We start from the raw sequence: 18,400 nt of genomic DNA, 5'->3' as shown, positions 1-18,400 counted from the left end.
TGAGAGGTCGGTAATTAAAAGTTACCTCCTACTCGATTCTAAATAATTGTATGTAACCAAAGCTGAAAAAGAATCGACTAACAGTATCAGAGACTCTTTTGAACAATAGTAGGAATTTCAAGTTAATGTAACTCTGTTTGTATCGAAACTTAATCTATGTAAAATCTTGGTAAATTCACCGAAATAACGTTTCTTTCAATAAATTTTTCTGATATTTTTTTAATTGCGAGAATGGCTTTATGTTGCTAATTGTAAACGCTATAAATTTAAGCTGAATTAAGCAATTTTCGTGCCAATTAGGACAATATTAAAATATTTTTGATATGAATGTTATACTTATCTCGTTAACATAAGGAAGGTGAATATTTATCGTTAATTGACAACCGTAATATTTCGGCTATTCGCGAGGGTAGCGTAGCAATGAATTCAGAATGAAATCAAAGCGAAGGGGAATATTACAAAAAATGTCTAAAAGGGTTTTAGGATCCATAGAATTATGCATTGCTGCAGTTATTTGGGGCGCAATGTTTGTCGTAGTAAAAATTATTGTTGATGAGGTACATCCAATTCAATTAGTTTGGTTGGAGTATTTAATCTCATTAGTATTCTTGATCGGATATTCGATTATGAAAGGAGAAAAGTGGCATATCAATTGGCCCGATTTGAAGTTGATCTTTTGGATCGGTGTCATTGGGAACACGATTTCTCTAGTTGCCCAAGAAATGGGTACAGGTTTGTCAAATGCTCAAACTGGTTCCGTGATTACCTCAACTATTCCAGCCTTTATGATTATCTTTGGATGGTTGATTTTGAAAGAACCACTTGATAAGGTTAAGATTTTCTCAGTCATCATCGCCATCTTAGGTGTTGTGATGATCGTGGGATTAAAGATGTCAGGTACCAATGTTATCCTAGGAATTGTTTTGTTGATTCTTACTGCGATAACTTGGGCCTTGATGTCCGTCTTGATTAAAAAAGTAAAGACTTATAGTTCTTTACAAATTACTATTATGTCAACTGTAGTCGCTGTAGTCTGCTTGACGCCATTTATTTTAAGCGATATGTCGTCACTCACAAGTATTAATTTCTTTGATCCCAAAGTTATTTTAAGTTTACTTTACATCGGTGGTGTTTCTACAGCCATTGCCTACGTAATGTGGAACAAGGGTCTCAAAGTTATCAGTGCCAGTTCTTCTGGATTATTCTACTTGATTCAGCCAATCGTTGGTTCATTTCTAGGTTGGTTGTTGTTGGGTGAACAAATCTCAATCGGCTTTATCATCGGTTCAGCTATGATTTTAGCTAGTGTTTGGATCTCAGTTAAATTCGAAGATAATAGCGATGAGGACATGCTTGCTGGAGACAGTATCTAATTCCAAAATTGAATAATAATTTTAAGACGAATCTGAAGAAGGTTCGTCTTTTTTTTCGTACTTTGGAATAACCGCAAAAAAGGATGGAAAAGTGATGAATACATTAACCCAATTAATGATTGCTTGTTTGAAAATACCGCAAGTAGGACCAATCAGCGTTAGAAAATTATTGGAAAAGTTGCCGGTGCCGCAACGTGCACTGACTGATTTTAATGAGATAAAACGGCATGCGCCCAGGCATTTCAAATGGGCTATGGAAAAAGGGATTTTGGATCGTTTTATTTGGCAAGATCATATAAAAAAAGCTCAAGAAGAACTATTGTTAGCTGAAAAATTACAAATAACAGTGATCAATTTTCGTGAGATAACTTATCCGCAGAAGATGTTGAAATTGCATAACTTTCCGGTCATTCTTTACGCTAAAGGTAATGTTAATTTATTGAATCGTGCGCATAGTGTAGCCGTAGTTGGTAATAGAATGCCAACATCTCAGGGAATAGAACATGTTTCTGTGGCGACCAAGTACTTTGTTCAAAGGGATTTTGTAATCGTCAGTGGACTAGCTTTGGGCTGCGATACTAAGGCTCATCAAACGGCCTTGGAAAACTCTGGAAAAACGTTGGCCGTCTTGGCAGCTGGTTTGGACCAACCAATTTATCCACGGAAGAATGTTGAATTAGCCGAGAATATTGTGGCTAATTCAGGTTTATTGTTATCAACTAGACCTTTGAAGGATCGACTTTATCCTAGATTCTTAGCCGCACGAGACGAGTGGCAGAGTGGCTTGAGTGAAGGAGTCGTAGCAGTGGAACCAGAATCCAAAAGTGGTACGAATATAACTTTAAATTTTGCCCACAAACATAATCGTCCCAGTGTGATTTTAGATAAAAGTAGTTCTATTCAGAAACAATTATTGGAATTGGAGTCCAAAATTAATACTCCCAGGACTGTGATATAATACTTTTTATTGTCAAAAAAGAAGGTGCACATATGATCTATTCACCATTAAATGAATGTGATGTTCCAACTATCCGTTAATCAACGGATAGATTCCGTTGGTTAATTTCAGAAGAAATTACAAAACGGAAGGAATATTATTTATGGATTCGCAAAAATTTTTAGGAACAGTTTTATTAAGTTTGTCAGCCTGTATTTGGGGTGGAATGTTTGTTGTTGTCAAAATTATCGTTGGGGAAGTTGGTCCCTTGCAGTTAGTTTGGTTACGCTATTTGGTAGCCACAGTGGTTTTGGTACTTTTTTCCATTGTCAAAAAAGAGAAGTGGCAACGCAACTGGTGTGATTTGGGATTAGTAGTTTTAGTTGGTATCATTGGCAATGCTATTTCCATCGTGGCGCAGGAAACCGGTACCTGGCTATCGAGTGCTCAAACTGGGGCAGTAATTACTTCAGCCACACCAACCTTTATGGTCATCTTTGCTAGAATTATTTTGAAGGAACGTTTAACTAAAACAAAAGTGCTCTCGGTAATGATGGCGACAGTTGGTGTAATTATGATCGTAGGGATTCACCTCACAGGTAATAATATTTTGTGGGGCGTCTTGTCACTTGTCTTAGCTGCCTTAACGTGGGCCTTGATGTCAGTCTTGATCAAGTTGATCAAATCTTACAGTTCACTGCAGATTACCATCATGTCGACGATCGTCGCAATTTTTTGTTTAACACCATTTGTGATGGTTGATTCGACAGCCTTAACACACATCAATTTTACAGAGCCAAAAATTATTTTGGGTTTGTTGTACTTAGGTGTGATCTCAACGGCAGGAGCTTTCGTAATGTGGAATAAAGGCCTTACGCTGGTTAAAACCAGTGTTTCTGGATTGTTCTTTTTATTGCAACCAATTGTGGGAACTTTGTTAGGTTGGTTGTTGTTGAATGAAGGCATTAGTTTTGGTTTTGTCATCGGAACGGTCTTGATTTTGAGTAGTGTTTTAATCTCAATTAAATTTGAATAAAATTTTTCAAAACGGCTGAAATATTGGTCGTTTTTTTATTTCAAACGACTATAATTTTGAGTTAAAAGGTCTATTGAAAGAAAGAACAGTATTATGATGAAGTCGAATAAATTAGTTGGTTCTATTTTGTTGAGTGTGGCCGCCAGTATTTGGGGTGGCACGTTTGTAGCGGTAAAAGTCGTCGTGGGGCAAATTCATCCGTTGCAATTGGTTTGGCTACGATATTTAGTGGCACTGATATTTTTGATAGCATTTTCTTTGGTCAAGAGAGAGCAGTGGCATTTCAAGATTCAAGATCTCAAATGGTTTATTCCCATTGGCTTGATAGGCTATACAGTCTCGTTAGTAGCTCAGGAAACGGGAACTTGGTTTTCCAGTGCTCAAACTGGCGCAGTAGTGACAGCGTCAACGCCATCCTTTATGATGATTTTTGCCTGGTGGATTCTCAAGGAAAAACTCAATCGGGTCAAAGTAACCTCATTAGTGATGGCGACTATCGGTGTGATTATGATTGTTGGAATTCATCTTTCGGGAAAACATATCTTAATTGGCGTGTTATTTTTGATCGTAGCGGCACTGACTTGGTCGTTGATGTCAGTCTTGATCCAAAAGTTACCTAATTACACAGCTTTACAAATTACGATTATTTCGACATTGGTAGCGATGATCTGTCTGACACCATTTGTCTTAACCGATACTTCAGCCTTGATGACGGTTAACTTTCTCAATCCCAAAGTGATCTTCTGCTTGTTTTATGTGGGAACTTTGTCGACAGCAGCAGCTTTTGTAATGTGGAATAAAGGTTTAACAATGGTCAGCACTAGTGCCTCAGGTTTGTTCTATTTGTTGCAACCAGTTGTGGGGACTTTGTTAGGATGGTTGTTGTTAGGTGAAGGACTGACTTTGGGCTTTGTTCTAGGATCGATTTTGATTCTGGGTAGTGTCTGGGTTTCAATTCGGTTTACGGAATAGGTGTAGCAAAAGTTGGCATCAATAATATCGTTATAGATATTGATGATGGTGAAAGGATTCATGGAATGATTTGTAAGATAGCAAAAAGACGATCTCAATTGAGGTCGTCTTTTTTGCGTGTAAATTTAATTTTCAGCGTCATGAATCTCACTGAGAATATCCCAGTCAGAAAAGTCATAATTCATATAGTCTTTATTGTGAACTGGCAAGTGTTGTTCCAAAGTGGAGAAGTGTTGGATCTCAACATCACCAGTTGCACCGCCGAAGCCTAATACGTGGCCACCAAAGTCACGTTTGTCAGAAATAAAGTGGTGATGGAATCCGCCAACGGCAGCGCCGTCGAAAATAGTTGGTGAGTAGTAACTCAAAAGGGTTCCTTCAACTGATTCCTTCAAAAAGATGCTTTGGTTTTGGGCCGTTTCCCCGAGAGTAGCGTAAGGTTTGTGTGATTTCTTAACAGCCCGGGTTCTGATATTAGTAAAGGTTCCGTGCATCATAATTGAAAAGAAAGTGTTATTGCTAGTCATCGACAAGATTTTTTTGTCTAGTTCAGCTTGGGACAATTCGTTGACATCAGTTAAATGGCGATATTTGGCAAAGTGGCTGTTAGCAAAGGGAAGAGTGAAGTCGTCTTTGACAACATTGACATTGCCGTCGCTGTCGACTTGATAGGGAACGCCATCGAGGATGATCAATTCACCATCGAGTCCTTCACCAGTACCGATACCGGTGTCGCCGTGTTCCAGTAATTCTTTCATCGTAATAGTTCCGTCCAAAAGTCCGGGAACTAATAAAGCTAGTGTTCCGTGTTGGTAAAGCGTATGAGTGTGTGACATGATAAAAACTCCTTCTATCTTAATTCAAGACATCGTCAACAAGTTTAGATGCAAGATTGATGTTGTCTGAGTAATCGACGGGGATGTGAAGAACCACTGGACCCTTAGTTGCGAAAGCTTTGGCCAGCATTGGTTCTAGATCTTCAGTTCTTTCGACCCGCATTCCGGTAGCACCGAAACTTTCTGCATATTTAACGAAATCGACTGGTCCGAGTTTGACCCCAGAGTCGTGACCGTACTTAGCAATCTCTTGGAAACGAACCATATCGTAGTAACCGTCGTCCCAAATCAGTTGAACGATGTTGAGATGCAAACGGACAGCTGTTTCTAACTCTTGACCAGAAAAGAGAAAACCACCATCGCCAGCAACCGAAACGACTGGTTGTTCAGGACGTTCCAAAGCAGCGGCAATCGCCCAAGGCAAAGCAACTCCTAGTGTCTGCATACCATTACTGAACAAGAGGTGACGTGGCTTGTAGCTTCTGAAGTGACGAGCCATCCAAATATAGAGCGAACCGACATCGACAGTAACAGTTGTATCGTCGTTTACTTGATTTTGCAAAGCATGGATGATAGCCAAGGGATGAATCCCATCTTTATCGGAGTGATTTTCAGGAATGGCATCTTTTTTGGTGAACTTCTCTTGTTGTTCAGCTAAGTGTTGGTGCATTTCAGGTGACAAATCGATATCAGCCGGCAATTGTTCACTGACAGCGTCCAAAGTTTTGGCAATATCAGCTTGGACGATTAGATCGGGTTGATAGTCATTAGTGATTTCTGGAGCTGTTCCATCCAAATTGATAATTTCACCCTTGCGGCCAACGTTCCAATTTCTAGCTTCATATTCAATTGGATCGTAGCCAACAGCGATGATCAGATCACTTTCTTTGAGAACAGTGTCACCAATTTGATTTCTGAATAGACCGACACGGCCATAATAATTCTTTTCAAGGTCTTGGGAAATAACCCCAGCGCCTTGGAATGTTTCGACAACTGGAATCGAGAATTTGTGCAAGAACTTGTGGATCTTGTGGGTCACTTCATTAGTGGAGGAGCGCATCCCAGCTAAAATTACGGGAAGCTTAGCGTGCTTTATCTTCTCGATGATTTGATCGATAGTTTCTTGGTCAGCACCACCTTGAGTTACGGGTGACAATTTATTGATCGTAGGACGATTGACTTTGTCATTCAAAACATCCTGGGGAATGGAGATGAAAGTAGCTCCAGCTTTAGGGGCAATTGAGTTTTGGTAAGCATTGGCGAATGATTCAGAAAGATTGTTGGCATCCTGAACTTCGACACTATCTTTAGTTGCGGCAGCTAAAAGTTCTTTACTTGAGATACTCTGGTGGGTTAATCTGGCAATATCGTTTCGGGGAACTTGGCCACCCCAAGCAATTACCGGGTCTCCTTCGGCAGTGGCAGTGATAAGTCCAGTTGCTAGGTTTGAAACACCAGGTCCAGAAGTAGTAGCGACTACGCCGGGTTTACCAGTTAGACGACCAATCCCTGCGGCAATGAAAGCTGCATTTTGTTCATGACGAGTGATGATCAATTTGGGTGTTTTAGGATCATCATTATGTTCTAGAGATTCAAAGAGTTGATCGATTTTGGCTCCAGGTAGTCCAAAAACGTATTTAACTCCTTGATTGATCATTGTTTGAATCAATGCTTGAGCGCCATTTGGTTGTTCTGTCATTGTTTCTAACCTCTTTTTTGTTTAGTTTTGTTCTATAATTATTTATAGGTAAAAAATAAAGCATTGGTGTTGATTTGTCAACACGAAAGTCTTTTCATCGGAGTGAAAGCAAATGAAAAATATCGGTTATTTAGCACAAGACATTTCTATCTTACATAGACAATATTACAAGGATACGAGGGAAAAATTCAATGAAATCAACTTGAATCCGACCGCAGCTTGTATTCTTTTATCAATTGGCGATTATGAAAATATTAGTCAAAATCAAGTAGCTCGGTCATTAGTGATCGATAAAGCTTTGGCCACACGTGAAATCAATAAGATGGAAAAATTAAACTATCTAACTAAGCTTGATGGAGCGGGGAAAACGAAGATCTTGAGTCTGACAGCTGAAGGTCAAAAAGTAGTTGCCACGGTTCAAAAAATCCGCAGCCAGTGGTGGGAAGACCGTTTTGCTAAAACTGGTATCACGCCTGACAGTCCGTTAGTTGCCTCGATCGAAGCTGTAGTTTCTACTATTGTAGGTCCAGTTCAAGAGTGAAAATAAGACAAATTAAAAAGAAGCTCTCATTCAATACCGTTCAAGTATGAGTTGAGCTTCTTTTTTGATGTTGTCGATTAAGGTATCGGGACCTAGAACTTTTACATTGTGCCCCTGACTCAAAAGCCACATCATCACACCACGTTCACCGTAAACGTCAGCTTCAATAATAACGCTGCCGTCTTTACTGGATTGATGAGTACGATTTTCAGTTGTTAAAGTTTCTTCATTTCCATTGGCATCGAGTCGTTTAATGACCCTGCCGGTCGGAATTCGATCCAATGCCGCTTCGACGATACCCCAGAATTGGAATTCGATATGAACCAACTGACCGGGATACATGAACTGGATCTTTTGACGGAAATTGCCTTCTTCAAAACGATCCTTGTAATCCAAAGCAATATTGTTGGTCACGGCATAATCTTGTATACGGTCGATACGGTAGAGCAGATTGGTGTGGTACTTAGGATTATATGAAACTAAGTAGAAGTAGAATTCGGAAAAAATCAGTGCCTGTGGCAAAACGTTACGAGTGACAGTTTCGGAATGTTGACGCTGATAAGTGATTTGAATCGAACGTTTTTGGCGAATAAAGTTACTGAAAGTCCAAATTTTGTTGAGCAAATCTTGGTTGTGTTGCAGCGGTTGATAGTGAAATAGTTCATTTTGAATCAAAGGAGTGACTTTTTGTTTGCTTTCACTGGTGATCAAATTCAGCAAGCCATCGACGGTGCTTCTGAGTTCTTTTTTGTTGAGAGCCCGACTGGCTAAGAGAACTTTGATCATGACGAGAATTTCTTGATGATTCAAGACGTGTTGGTCGCTGTGAAGCTGATAGCCGTTGCGGTCACGCTGATAGGCAATTTTGAAAGGCAAATTTAAATCAATGAAGGTTTCATTGATTTGACTGATATCGCGCTGAATGGCTCGCAGAGTGATGTTGTAATGGTCGGCTAATTGAGCCTTGTTTAAAATTTGACCATCCAATAATTGAATATAAATGGCTAATCTTCGTTGAGACGAATTCATAATTTTACCTCCTAGACGATTATTGTCTACTTAAAATTATAGAGTTGTTTTAAAGATAAAGATATTACTTTTAACAACTAAAAGGTATTTAACTAATAGGAGAGAAATCATGACAAACGAAAGAATAGATTACGACTTATTGAATGAATCATACAAGGACTTAGTCGATATTATCGGGATGGATAACATGTTGAAAGTTCGGGAAAACTTCGGTGGCTCGCAGTTGCAATTGCCGATGAAATTGTACGACCCCACAGCCATTCGAGAAATGATCCAAGGTGAAGAGTTGAATCCGCAAAAGATCAGAGATCTATCGCATAAATATGGCTTTTCACCTCGTTGGTTTCGTAAAGTCAGCAAATGACAGAACAACTATATTACTAAGTATGCGGCATAAACGTGGAAAAAATGACCATGTTTTGTTCTGCTCTCGTAAATAAAAAGAGCGTTTAAAAAGAGCGTTTGACAACGCGTGATTTTATCAATCATGTGTACTCAAACGCTTTTTTCCATTTCAGAGATCTTTTCGATCCGAATCATCTTAGTGATATTTTTGGGCAGAATTTGCTTCAGACCATTGCGCAGATTGAGGACAACCATGGAATGATCGTAGTTATTGATGTTCAAAATTTTGATATCGTCGGCTAGCTTGATGTCGATATTGCTGAGAATCTTGAATAAGTAATTATCCTCAGTGAAGTTGACGATTTTGAAAGTCGTGTCGGAAATGTCTTGGTTCGACAACAGTGAATATTTGGAAAATTCGGGAACCGAGCAGTTGATGGGAATGATGTTGCCGTGCGGACAAGTTTCGGGATATTCCAAATAGATATTTAGTCGGTCGATCAAAAGAGAGTCGGGATGATCGGCTAGTTTAGTAGCTTTTTCGTAGACTTCGCTCAAAGGAATATCTAGCTTTTCATAGAGCCAAGTTTCTAATAGTCGGTGCTGTTGAACCAAAGGGATGACCGCATTCAAACCCTTTTTGGTCAATTTGGTACCGTAGTATTTCGTATACTTAACCAAGCCTAACTTTGACAAATGTTGGGTCCGGTCGGAAATTGAAGCCTTGCTGACGTTAGCTTTGACAGCTAGATCGATATTGTTGACGTTTTGGAAACTGCCACCTAATTCGAATATTAATCGTAAAAAACTCAAGTCGTTCAAAATTATTCACCACTTTTTTTCTAATTGAGAATGTTTCTTCTATATAAGGACGAGTTTTTATTTGGAATGTCCTTTAAAAATACGATCATCGGATAATAGTAGATTAGTGAAAATTCTTGAGTACATTCCAATCAAAACTTCCGACGTGAGCCAGTTGTTAGTAAGGTACTCTTGGTCTTTGACTTCGTTTAGTGCTGGTTTATCTGTGTCTTTCATAATAATCTCCCCTAGTAGTAAATGTTGACGGCCACTCATTTAGTTGAACCTAATATTAATTGTTAAAAACAAGTATATTCATTGATATGTATACATAGTGTTTATAAAATAATTGCTATTCAAGTATTAAGAACCGTAAACCCCGTCATTAACGTTTTTAATATAGCATATTTATTTTAAATAAAATAGTTAAGTGGGGGGGTAAAATTTTATATATATACCTCATAATATCGTCTTAATTCCCTATATAATAGGCAAGTAAACGGTTTCTAATAAAATTTAAAAAGTAGCGTCAAATATATCTTTTTATTAGGGTACCTTAAAAAATAGTTTACATCTCTTTAAATTGCGGTAGAATGAATTTTGAAAGGGCGAGCATTACAGTACTTGCCTTAAAAATATATTGGAGGACAGACCAATGTCGAAGCAAAATACTAAGTTTGAACGTGTCTTAGTCGGTGTTGATGATTCTGACGATGCCCAATTAGCATTCAGATATGCCATGCACCGTTGTATCAAAGATGACTCAACTTTGATCATCACTTCTATTTTGGAAAGTGACGAGATGAACGTTTATCAAGCACTTACTAGAGACTACGTCCATGGGGAACGTAAAGAACTCGAAGCACACTTGAAAGAATACCGCCAAGTTGCTAAAGACGCCGGAGTTAAAAAGGTAGAACTTATGGTTGCCGAAGGGGATCCCGGTGAAACAATCGTTAAAGATGTTATTCCAGCATCAAAAGCTGATCTATTAGTTATCGGTTCAGTTTCTAAAAAAGGAATCAGAAAGTATTTCGGTTCGCAAGCCGCATACATGGCGAAATATTCACCAATTTCAATCATGATTATTCGCTAAAAACAATAATATCGAGAAATTATAATTAAGGGGAGATTAATACTATGGCTGAAAAGCATAAATTAATCGAATACGCCAATGGTCCTTCATTGCAAGAGATCAATGGTACGGTCGACGTTCCAAAAGATAAAGGATTTTTCAAAACACTTCTAGCATATTCAGGACCAGGGGCATTGGTTGCCGTTGGTTACATGGATCCAGGTAATTGGTCAACATCAATCACTGGTGGTCAAAACTTCCAGTACCTATTAATGTCAGTTATTCTTATGTCTAGTTTAATTGCCATGTTGTTACAATATATGGCTGCTAAACTAGGCATCGTGAGTAAGATGGATTTGGCACAAGCAATTCGTGCCAGAACAAGTAAATCTTTAGGTATAGTTTTATGGATCTTAACTGAGTTTGCTATTATGGCGACTGATATTGCCGAAGTTATCGGTGGTGCCATCGCTTTGTACTTACTATTCAATATTCCATTAGTAATTGCCGTATTTATTACTGTTGGTGATGTTTTGGTATTGCTATTATTGACAAAGATCGGTTTCAGAAAGATCGAAGCTATCGTTGTATGTTTGATTCTTGTTATTCTATTCGTTTTCGTATATCAAGTTGCTCTATCAGATCCTAACTGGGGTGCTGCTTTTGCTGGTTTAGTACCAACAGGTAAGACATTCGCAACACACCCATCAATCGGTGGTCAAACACCTTTAACTGGTGCTTTAGGTATCATTGGTGCGACAGTTATGCCTCACAACTTGTACCTTCACTCAGCTATTTCACAAACACGTAAAGTTAATCACGCTGATGAAAAATCAGTTGCACAAAATGTTCGTTTCTCAGCTTGGGATTCAAATATCCAATTAACAGCTGCATTCTTCGTTAATGCTTTGCTATTAGTTATGGGTGTGGCCGTATTTAAGAGTGGTGCCGTTAAAGATCCATCATTCTTCGGTTTGTACCAAGCTCTATCAGATACTTCAACTTTGAGTAATGGTGTGCTTATTGCCGTTGCTAAGTCAGGTATCCTTTCAACATTATTCGCTGTTGCCTTGTTGGCTTCAGGTCAAAACTCAACTATTACTGGTACGTTGTCAGGACAAGTTATCATGGAAGGTTTCGTTCACATGAGAATGCCTCTCTGGTTACGTCGTTTAGTAACACGTTTGCTATCAGTTATTCCTGTTCTTATCTGTGTTATGTTGACAAGTGGCAAGAGTTCAATCGATGAACACGTTGCTTTGAATGATTTGATGAATAACTCACAAGTCTTCTTGGCTTTCGCTTTGCCATTCTCAATGTTGCCACTATTACTTATGACAGATAGTGCCACAGAAATGGGTAACAAATTCAAGAACGGTGCTTGGATCAAAGGCTTCGGCTGGTTCTCAGTTATTGCTTTGACATTCTTGAACCTTTACGGTTTACCAGGTCAAATCCAAGCTTTCTACGGTGACAAGATCACTGCTGCACAAACGACTCAAGCTAACATCATCGCTTGGGTATTGATCATCGGTGTTCTAGCCTTATTAGTTTGGACACTTGTCGATATGCACAAGGGTAATGAAAGACTCAAGACTTCATTAGCTGCTGAACATGTTGATTCAACATATGCACATTTGGCAAAGATGTCAGCTGCTGCCGATTCAGAAGAAGAATTTGACAAAGAAGCTACAGCTGAAAGAAATGCTGAACAAAGATAATAAATAATTGTAATAAAAAACGACCTGTTGAAGGTCGCTTTTTTATGCAAAAAATCATAATTATCTTTTGATAAATAAATCCTTGGTATAAGCGAAATTTTTCTGTTGTGAGAAGGTTTTCATATGATATATTTCAATGATTGTGAAAAATTCCTTATATGGAGAAAATGAATGAAAAAACACTTATTTTAAGTATTGCTACCGTTGCTTTGGGAGTACAAATGGCCAATACCGTTACTACAAAGGCGGATGATGTTGAAACTGAGACAAGCCAAACATCAGTTGAAGAAATTAAAAATGAAGCAGATCAAGTGAATCAAGCTGCCAATGATGAAGAAACATCTGAACCAGCTGCTGTTAATGAAGAAGATTCTCAAGTAGTTGAAGAATCAGAATCAGAGCAAACAACAGATAATCAAGAGGAAGATCAAGCGCTTGAGGAACCTGCAGTTGAGCAATCTCAAGATGGTACTACTACAGATAAAAACACACCAGAAAATGGTATTGAAGTAGAAAATGACGGAACATCTGTTAAAACTATTAAACCTAAGACGTCTAATATGGATAATAGCGTGAATCCGGCTGACGAGGGACCACTCTTGATACCTTATAAGGTTTATAGTAATGAAATCGTCTATGTGTTAGATCCAGAAACTAATCAACCAATCGAAGATGCAGATGATCATTCGAAGACAGGGTACAAAACTAATGGTTTAGATGTTGTTTATGGTGATGAGGCTAGCGAAATTGATGCCATCAGTGGCGATTTTACAAACGAAGTATATTCAAATGGTGGCGAATGGGGTTGGCAAGAAGCTACACCTAAAAATTTGAAGATTAGAGCATTGGTTAGAGAAGCTGAGTACTTCATGGAATTTAGAAACCATGGTTACAGTAATTTAGCGGAACTCAATGACTATATGACAAAGTATCGTGAATTATATAATCAATTTATTGCTGAAAACGATGATGGAACACCAGTCGTACCAGTTGATGACACAAAAACAACTAATCATGAATCAGATCATACTTCAACACCAGCTACTCCAGTTGACGAAAGCAAAACAGCTAAGCACGGATCAAAAACAGTGATTGAAGGAAATAATTCAGAAACGATTGATTTAACCATTACAACGATCAGACAAGCCACACTTTATACTGAAACTGGCGATGTAGTAGGCAATCGTGCTTTAGTTAAAGATAGTACTTGGCGGGTTGATAAAGTCGCTATGATCAATGGTCAAAAGATGTATCGCGTAACTCCAACTGAATGGGTTTCTGCTAAGGATGTTAAATAGAACTAAAAAAAAGACAACCATAATGGCTGTCTTTTTTTGGCGCAACTAATAAATTAACGAAATAATTATATTTTCCTATTAAAATAGGCCTTTCGTATGGTATATTGCTAAAGTAAACAAATTATCCTTATAGGGGGAAACATGAAACTATACTACAAACCAATCGTACTTGGCCTTGCAGCACTAGCTTTAGGTTCACAAGTAACAAGCGTAACAACTGTTTTGGCGGATGACGTTAAAACTGACGTAACAACTGATCAAGGGGCCAACGAACTTGCCGCAAAAAAGGCAGCTTTGAAGGAAAAAATGGGTCAAGTTGGAGAAACTCTCAAGACACTTAACGGAACAACACCCGCAACCGTTGCCTTAACGGGTATCATCGCTTATGCACCACATACTTCGTTAAATGATTCAGCATCACTTACTACTGTGAATGCTGCTGAAACTAACTTTAATGACAATTTAGCTAAAGTATCTATCAACAACATTACGATGGATGCCAATGGTAAAGATGTTGTTTTGGAAAACGTTCCTTTGGAAGATGGCAAAACAACTACCATTAAAAACGTTCCAGCCGAATTGAATTTGCAAAAAGGTGAATCAATTCAAGTTAAATTAGATGCCGATGGTAAACCAACTGTTTCTATTGTAAAAGGACACGTTATGGGTCAGGCTGATGATCCTAAGGCTACTCCTGTGGTAGTTCCTGTTAAAGAAACTACTTCAAAGAAAGTCATCGAAGATCCTGCTACAACACCTGAAACACCAGATACACCAGAAACAAAACCAGAAGAACCAAAAAAGGATGACGGTAAAGATACAAAACCTGAAGATCCTAAAAAAGATGATGAAAAGGAAACAAAGCCAGAAGAAAAACCAGCTGACGAGAAGACTATCGTTTCACACAAGACAACCTTCTTAGCCTTGAAACCTGTGACTTTATACGATATTGACGGTGTTTCATTAGGCAGTCGTGCACTTGGTAAGAACTCAGCTTGGTTAGCCGACAAATTGATGACATTGAATGGCGTTAAATACCTTCGTGTCGCTACAAATGAATGGGCCAAGTTATCTGATGGTCTAGAAATCGAAAGTTTGAACACAACCGTTACAACTAAAGGTAGTGCTAGATTATTCACAGTCGATGGCGAAGAAGTAGGTAGCCGTCAACTAGCTGCTAATTCAGCTTGGTATACTGACCGTTCAGCTATTATCAATGGCGAAAAGATGTACCGCGTTTCAACAAGCGAATGGCTTCCTGCTGCTAACGTAAAATAACATACAAAGATGAAGTAGTTGAAGGATGCCGCCTTCCGATCAAAAGCTGATTGGGCTGGAACGTGGTGAGGCGACTTGGAGCCAATTTAAAAATTGTCTTCAAGCTCGTCAGTAATCTAAGCCAGCACAGTACGCTGACTAAGATTAAACCACCACTGAGCCCATCAGCTTTTGCTCTCCAGGCTAGGGTTTTCATTGTTTAGTTGGTATATATAGTATTTGAGTAAAGTTATTAGTTATATGAGATAGTTTTACATATAAGAAGGCCGTAATTCTTAAATTGTTAAGAATTACGGCCTATTTTTGTACGATTTAAATTGTTAATGATAAGTATACAAATATTTGCTATTTTGATACTTAATAAAACTGCCTATATTAATACTTCAAAAGTCCAAAATCCTTAAACCCATTAGTCTGGAATGGAATTCTGGTGGATGCTCAGCCGTGGTGGTATCTTAGCTGGCGTTCTTTGCCAGGTTAGATACAGACAAGCTTAGAGACAATTTGAACCGTAATTGGCTCTAAGTTGCTCTCACAGCGTTCCAGCGTCCACCAGAATTTCATGGAAGACGGCAGTGAACAGCAAACAAAAAATTCAAATAATAATCCCTTCACAATGATCAATCTCATGTTGAATAATCTCAGCGATAAAGTCAGAGAATTCTTGAGTATGTTCTTGGAAATCAGTATCCAAATATTTAACAGTGATATTTTTGTAACGCTTAGTAGGACGTTCCCCAGTTAAAGACAAGCAGCCTTCCTTTGTATCATAAGGTTGGGACTTACTAATAATAATGGGGTTGATCATAACGACGTTCATGATACCCATCGAAAAGATAATAATACGTTTGTTGACACCAATCATATTGGCAGCCATACCGACACATATTTCAGCGTTAGCTTTGAGAGTATCTTGTAAGTCTGTAACGACGTTACGGTCAGCTTTAGTAGCTAGTTGAGCTTTTTGAGAAAGAAAAGTGAGGTTATGATTGATTTGTTTTATCATAATTTGCTCCTAAATTGTTATGTTTCATTATAAGCATAGTTCCTATTGGACAATCAACTGTATAATGAAATTGAAAGCTTGACAGGGGGAGGAAACAATGAATCTATTATTTGCGATTGACGATAGAGTGACGGAACAACTGATCACGGCTTTATATTCGATTAAAGAGAATACTTCAACCAAAAACTATTCCGTCTATGTACTTCAAGATAAAAAACTGCTAGCGACGCCCAGAATAATACAGGTTTGTAAAGCCTTGGGAATGACTTATCATCCATTGATCATTCGGGATAATCAATTTGCCAATGCACCAGTGACGGACCGTTATCCTAAGACGATTTATTACCGTTTGCTAGCTTATAAATACTTGCCTCAAAATATGAAACGAATCCTATACTTGGATGTCGATGTCCTAGTCATCAATGATTTGAAGAAACTATATAATATGGATTTCGATGGTTATTGGTATGCGGCTGCGAGTCACGTTGCCCTCGATGTAACGGACTCTCTGAACAAGATTCGTTTAGGAAATTATGATGCCGAGACTTACTTCAATTCAGGCATGATGATGATGAATTTACCCGCAATCAGGGAATATGTCAAAGCTGAAGATATCGTTGGCTATATTCGAATAAAGAATTTGGCTTTATTTTTACCAGACCAAGATATTCTCAACGGTCTCTATGGTCAACATATCAAACAAGTTCCTGATGAAATATACAATTATGACGCCCGTATGAATCCGTTATACTATGCCAAAAGCAATGGTGAATGGGATCTGGATTGGGTCATAGATCACACGGCAGTTTTACATTTCTGTGGTCGTGACAAACCATGGCGCCCCGAATATAAGGAACGTTTCTCAGGTTTGTACAAACATTATCAACACAAAGCTCGCAGAATAAAATAAAGTTTATTCTCGATTGAACACTCAATGGTTCCTGATTCTAATTATTTAAATACATAAGTCATCCGAAAAAATTGGATGGCTTTTTTGTTACAAGTACATAGCAAAGGAAAATCTGTTTAGTCTGGAATGAAATTTTGGTGGATGCTCAGCCGTGGAAGTCTCTTAGCTGGCGTTCCAGCAATCCATCAAAATTTCATGGAAGACGGGAAGTAGAGAAGATCTAAATTATTGACAGTTTGGCCATATCAAAGTGATATCACATTGATATAAAGATGATATAATATAGTTATGGCAGATAAAATGATTGCATTAAGACTAGATAAAGATTTGTATGAACGGATTGCTAAAGATGCAAGCCGTGAGAACCGTAGTGTAAACAATTATATCGTTACCAAATTGAGCGAAGCAGTGCCAAACGATAACTTAGAGCAACGCCAAATAGTAGGATCTGTCGTACGAGGGGACAAGATCAATATGGCCAATGATTTGATCGAAGTTAAAGGAATCTACTATCGCTACGATTTGTTGGCAAACGATATGGTTATCAAAAATCAGAATTATCAAGTTATTAAAGCCAATGGCAATATCTTGACGATTCAAGAAGTTAAATCAGAAAAGTAGGCGGATAAAATATGTTAGGGTTTAAAATTGTACGACAAAACCATGTGGGATTGATTGAAACGTTAGGTAGATACAGTCGAGAGGTTAGCGCCGGATTGAACCTGTATATTCCGGTCTTTCAGAAAGTTAGAATCGTCAATTTAGCGATGATTCCTTTGTCATTGAAGGGCTATTCTGTCATTACTAAGGATAATGCGGAAGTTCAAACTAACGTTACTTTGAACTATCACGTTACCAATGCTAAAAAATTCGAATATGAAAATAGTGATTCAGTAGAATCAATGATCCAATTAGTTCGTGGTCACTTGCGTGATATCATCGGTAAATTGGATTTAAATGAAGCTTTAGGATCAACGTCTAAGATCAACGCCGACCTTTCCTTGGCCATTGGAGATTTGACCGACACTTACGGTATCAAAGTCGACCGGGTAAACATCGATGAATTGAAACCATCAGCTTCAATTACTGAATCAATGGAGAAACAAATTCGAGCTGATCGTGAAAAGACCGCTGCCATTGCTAAAGCCAACGGTGATGCTAGAAGTATTGAAATTGAGATCAAAGCTAAAAATGAAGCCACCGTTTCGAGTGCTAAAGCTGAAGCTGAAGCTATCAAGGCCAAGGCTGACGCCAGAGCCTACGAGATTCAAAAATTGAATGATACTTTGGCAAGCGTCGATAGTAAATATTTGACTGCTCAACAGATCCAAGCCTTGCATCCTTGGCAGGATCAAATACTAATACGGTAGTTATGGATAAAGATTCAATCGGTAAATATGCGGATATTCCTGTTACTGCCAAAGTTATGAATCAAATGACTAATAACAAGTAAGTATCGTTAATTTTGTGATTAAATGTCTCGATCCTTGAGAGGGCCTTGTACTGCCGTCTTCCGTGAAATCCCAGTGGATTGCTGGAACGA

At 38.4% G+C, this 18,400-nt stretch carries 18 protein-coding genes and 1 pseudogene; 13 read left to right on the top strand and 6 right to left on the bottom strand.

Going from position 1 to position 18,400, the window contains the following annotated elements; genetic code table 11:
• The first annotated feature begins 464 nt into the window (after positions 1-464).
• The 4 genes from FD29_RS05535 (at position 465) to FD29_RS05520 (ending at position 4,318) form a co-directional block, all read left to right on the top strand.
• Entirely contained in the window at positions 465-1,373 is a 909-nt protein-coding gene (locus tag FD29_RS05535) for a DMT family transporter (protein ID WP_057887957.1), read from the top strand.
• Between the two features lie 94 nt (positions 1,374-1,467).
• Positions 1,468-2,331: a DNA-processing protein DprA gene (locus FD29_RS05530; protein WP_057887956.1), complete on the top strand. Its 864-nt coding sequence runs from the start codon at positions 1,468-1,470 to the stop codon at positions 2,329-2,331.
• A gap of 142 nt (positions 2,332-2,473) precedes the next feature.
• Positions 2,474-3,346: a DMT family transporter gene (locus FD29_RS05525; protein ID WP_057887955.1), complete on the top strand. Its 873-nt coding sequence runs from the start codon at positions 2,474-2,476 to the stop codon at positions 3,344-3,346.
• Positions 3,347-3,439: 93 nt separating this feature from the next.
• Positions 3,440-4,318 (top strand): DMT family transporter, encoded by an 879-nt coding sequence (locus FD29_RS05520; protein WP_235804265.1) that lies wholly within the window; start codon positions 3,440-3,442, stop codon positions 4,316-4,318.
• Between the two features lie 125 nt (positions 4,319-4,443).
• Here the strand turns inward: FD29_RS05520 and budA are convergent, their stop codons facing one another.
• Complete coding sequence (gene budA / locus FD29_RS05515) at positions 4,444-5,154, bottom strand: acetolactate decarboxylase (RefSeq protein WP_057887954.1); 711 nt, start codon at positions 5,152-5,154, stop codon at positions 4,444-4,446.
• Between the two features lie 19 nt (positions 5,155-5,173).
• On the bottom strand, positions 5,174-6,853 hold the full coding sequence (gene alsS / locus FD29_RS05510) for an acetolactate synthase AlsS (protein ID WP_057887953.1): 1,680 nt from the start codon (positions 6,851-6,853) through the stop codon (positions 5,174-5,176).
• 112 nt (positions 6,854-6,965) lie between these two features.
• Between alsS and FD29_RS05505 the strand changes: the two genes are divergently transcribed.
• A complete protein-coding gene (locus tag FD29_RS05505) occupies positions 6,966-7,394 on the top strand; it encodes a MarR family winged helix-turn-helix transcriptional regulator (protein WP_057887952.1) in 429 nt (142 codons plus the stop codon).
• A gap of 30 nt (positions 7,395-7,424) precedes the next feature.
• On the opposite strand, the gene FD29_RS05500 is transcribed toward FD29_RS05505, so the two are convergent.
• Positions 7,425-8,423 carry a helix-turn-helix transcriptional regulator gene (locus tag FD29_RS05500; RefSeq protein WP_057887951.1) on the bottom strand — a complete coding sequence of 333 codons (999 nt, stop codon included), beginning with the start codon at positions 8,421-8,423 and terminating at the stop codon, positions 7,425-7,427.
• Positions 8,424-8,532: 109 nt separating this feature from the next.
• On the opposite strand from FD29_RS05500, the gene FD29_RS05495 reads away from it, so the two are divergent.
• Positions 8,533-8,787, top strand: a complete 255-nt coding sequence (locus tag FD29_RS05495; RefSeq protein WP_057887950.1) for a Mor transcription activator family protein — start codon at positions 8,533-8,535, stop codon at positions 8,785-8,787.
• A gap of 131 nt (positions 8,788-8,918) precedes the next feature.
• On the opposite strand, the gene FD29_RS05490 is transcribed toward FD29_RS05495, so the two are convergent.
• Positions 8,919-9,590, bottom strand: a complete 672-nt coding sequence (locus tag FD29_RS05490; RefSeq protein ID WP_057887949.1) for a metal-dependent transcriptional regulator — start codon at positions 9,588-9,590, stop codon at positions 8,919-8,921.
• A gap of 57 nt (positions 9,591-9,647) precedes the next feature.
• A complete protein-coding gene (locus FD29_RS11395) occupies positions 9,648-9,806 on the bottom strand; it encodes a hypothetical protein (protein ID WP_157049388.1) in 159 nt (52 codons plus the stop codon).
• A 418-nt stretch (positions 9,807-10,224) separates the two neighbouring features.
• On the opposite strand from FD29_RS11395, the gene FD29_RS05485 reads away from it, so the two are divergent.
• The 4 genes from FD29_RS05485 to FD29_RS05470 all read left to right on the top strand — a co-directional run bounded on the left by FD29_RS05485 (position 10,225) and on the right by FD29_RS05470 (position 14,941).
• Positions 10,225-10,665: a universal stress protein gene (locus FD29_RS05485; protein ID WP_057887948.1), complete on the top strand. Its 441-nt coding sequence runs from the start codon at positions 10,225-10,227 to the stop codon at positions 10,663-10,665.
• Between the two features lie 44 nt (positions 10,666-10,709).
• Positions 10,710-12,365: an Nramp family divalent metal transporter gene (locus tag FD29_RS05480; RefSeq protein WP_057887947.1), complete on the top strand. Its 1,656-nt coding sequence runs from the start codon at positions 10,710-10,712 to the stop codon at positions 12,363-12,365.
• 167 nt (positions 12,366-12,532) lie between these two features.
• Positions 12,533-13,663: a prolipoprotein diacylglyceryl transferase gene (locus FD29_RS05475; RefSeq protein ID WP_057887946.1), complete on the top strand. Its 1,131-nt coding sequence runs from the start codon at positions 12,533-12,535 to the stop codon at positions 13,661-13,663.
• A gap of 141 nt (positions 13,664-13,804) precedes the next feature.
• Positions 13,805-14,941, top strand: a complete 1,137-nt coding sequence (locus FD29_RS05470; protein ID WP_057887945.1) for a hypothetical protein — start codon at positions 13,805-13,807, stop codon at positions 14,939-14,941.
• A gap of 595 nt (positions 14,942-15,536) precedes the next feature.
• Here the strand turns inward: FD29_RS05470 and FD29_RS05465 are convergent.
• Positions 15,537-15,947 (bottom strand): peptide deformylase, encoded by a 411-nt coding sequence (locus tag FD29_RS05465; RefSeq protein ID WP_057887944.1) that lies wholly within the window; start codon positions 15,945-15,947, stop codon positions 15,537-15,539.
• A gap of 97 nt (positions 15,948-16,044) precedes the next feature.
• On the opposite strand from FD29_RS05465, the gene FD29_RS05460 reads away from it, so the two are divergent.
• The 3 genes and pseudogenes from FD29_RS05460 (at position 16,045) to FD29_RS05450 (ending at position 18,310) form a co-directional block, all read left to right on the top strand.
• Complete coding sequence (locus FD29_RS05460) at positions 16,045-16,857, top strand: glycosyltransferase family 8 protein (RefSeq protein WP_057887943.1); 813 nt, start codon at positions 16,045-16,047, stop codon at positions 16,855-16,857.
• 288 nt (positions 16,858-17,145) lie between these two features.
• Positions 17,146-17,478: a hypothetical protein gene (locus tag FD29_RS05455; RefSeq protein ID WP_057887942.1), complete on the top strand. Its 333-nt coding sequence runs from the start codon at positions 17,146-17,148 to the stop codon at positions 17,476-17,478.
• 11 nt (positions 17,479-17,489) lie between these two features.
• A pseudogene (locus FD29_RS05450) lies at positions 17,490-18,310 on the top strand (SPFH domain-containing protein).
• Positions 18,311-18,400 lie beyond the last annotated feature (90 nt).

Origin of the sequence: Companilactobacillus mindensis DSM 14500, assembly GCF_001434275.1 — a bacterium.
GTDB lineage: Bacteria > Bacillota > Bacilli > Lactobacillales > Lactobacillaceae > Companilactobacillus > Companilactobacillus mindensis.
This window is presented reverse-complemented; position numbering and strand designations above follow the sequence as displayed.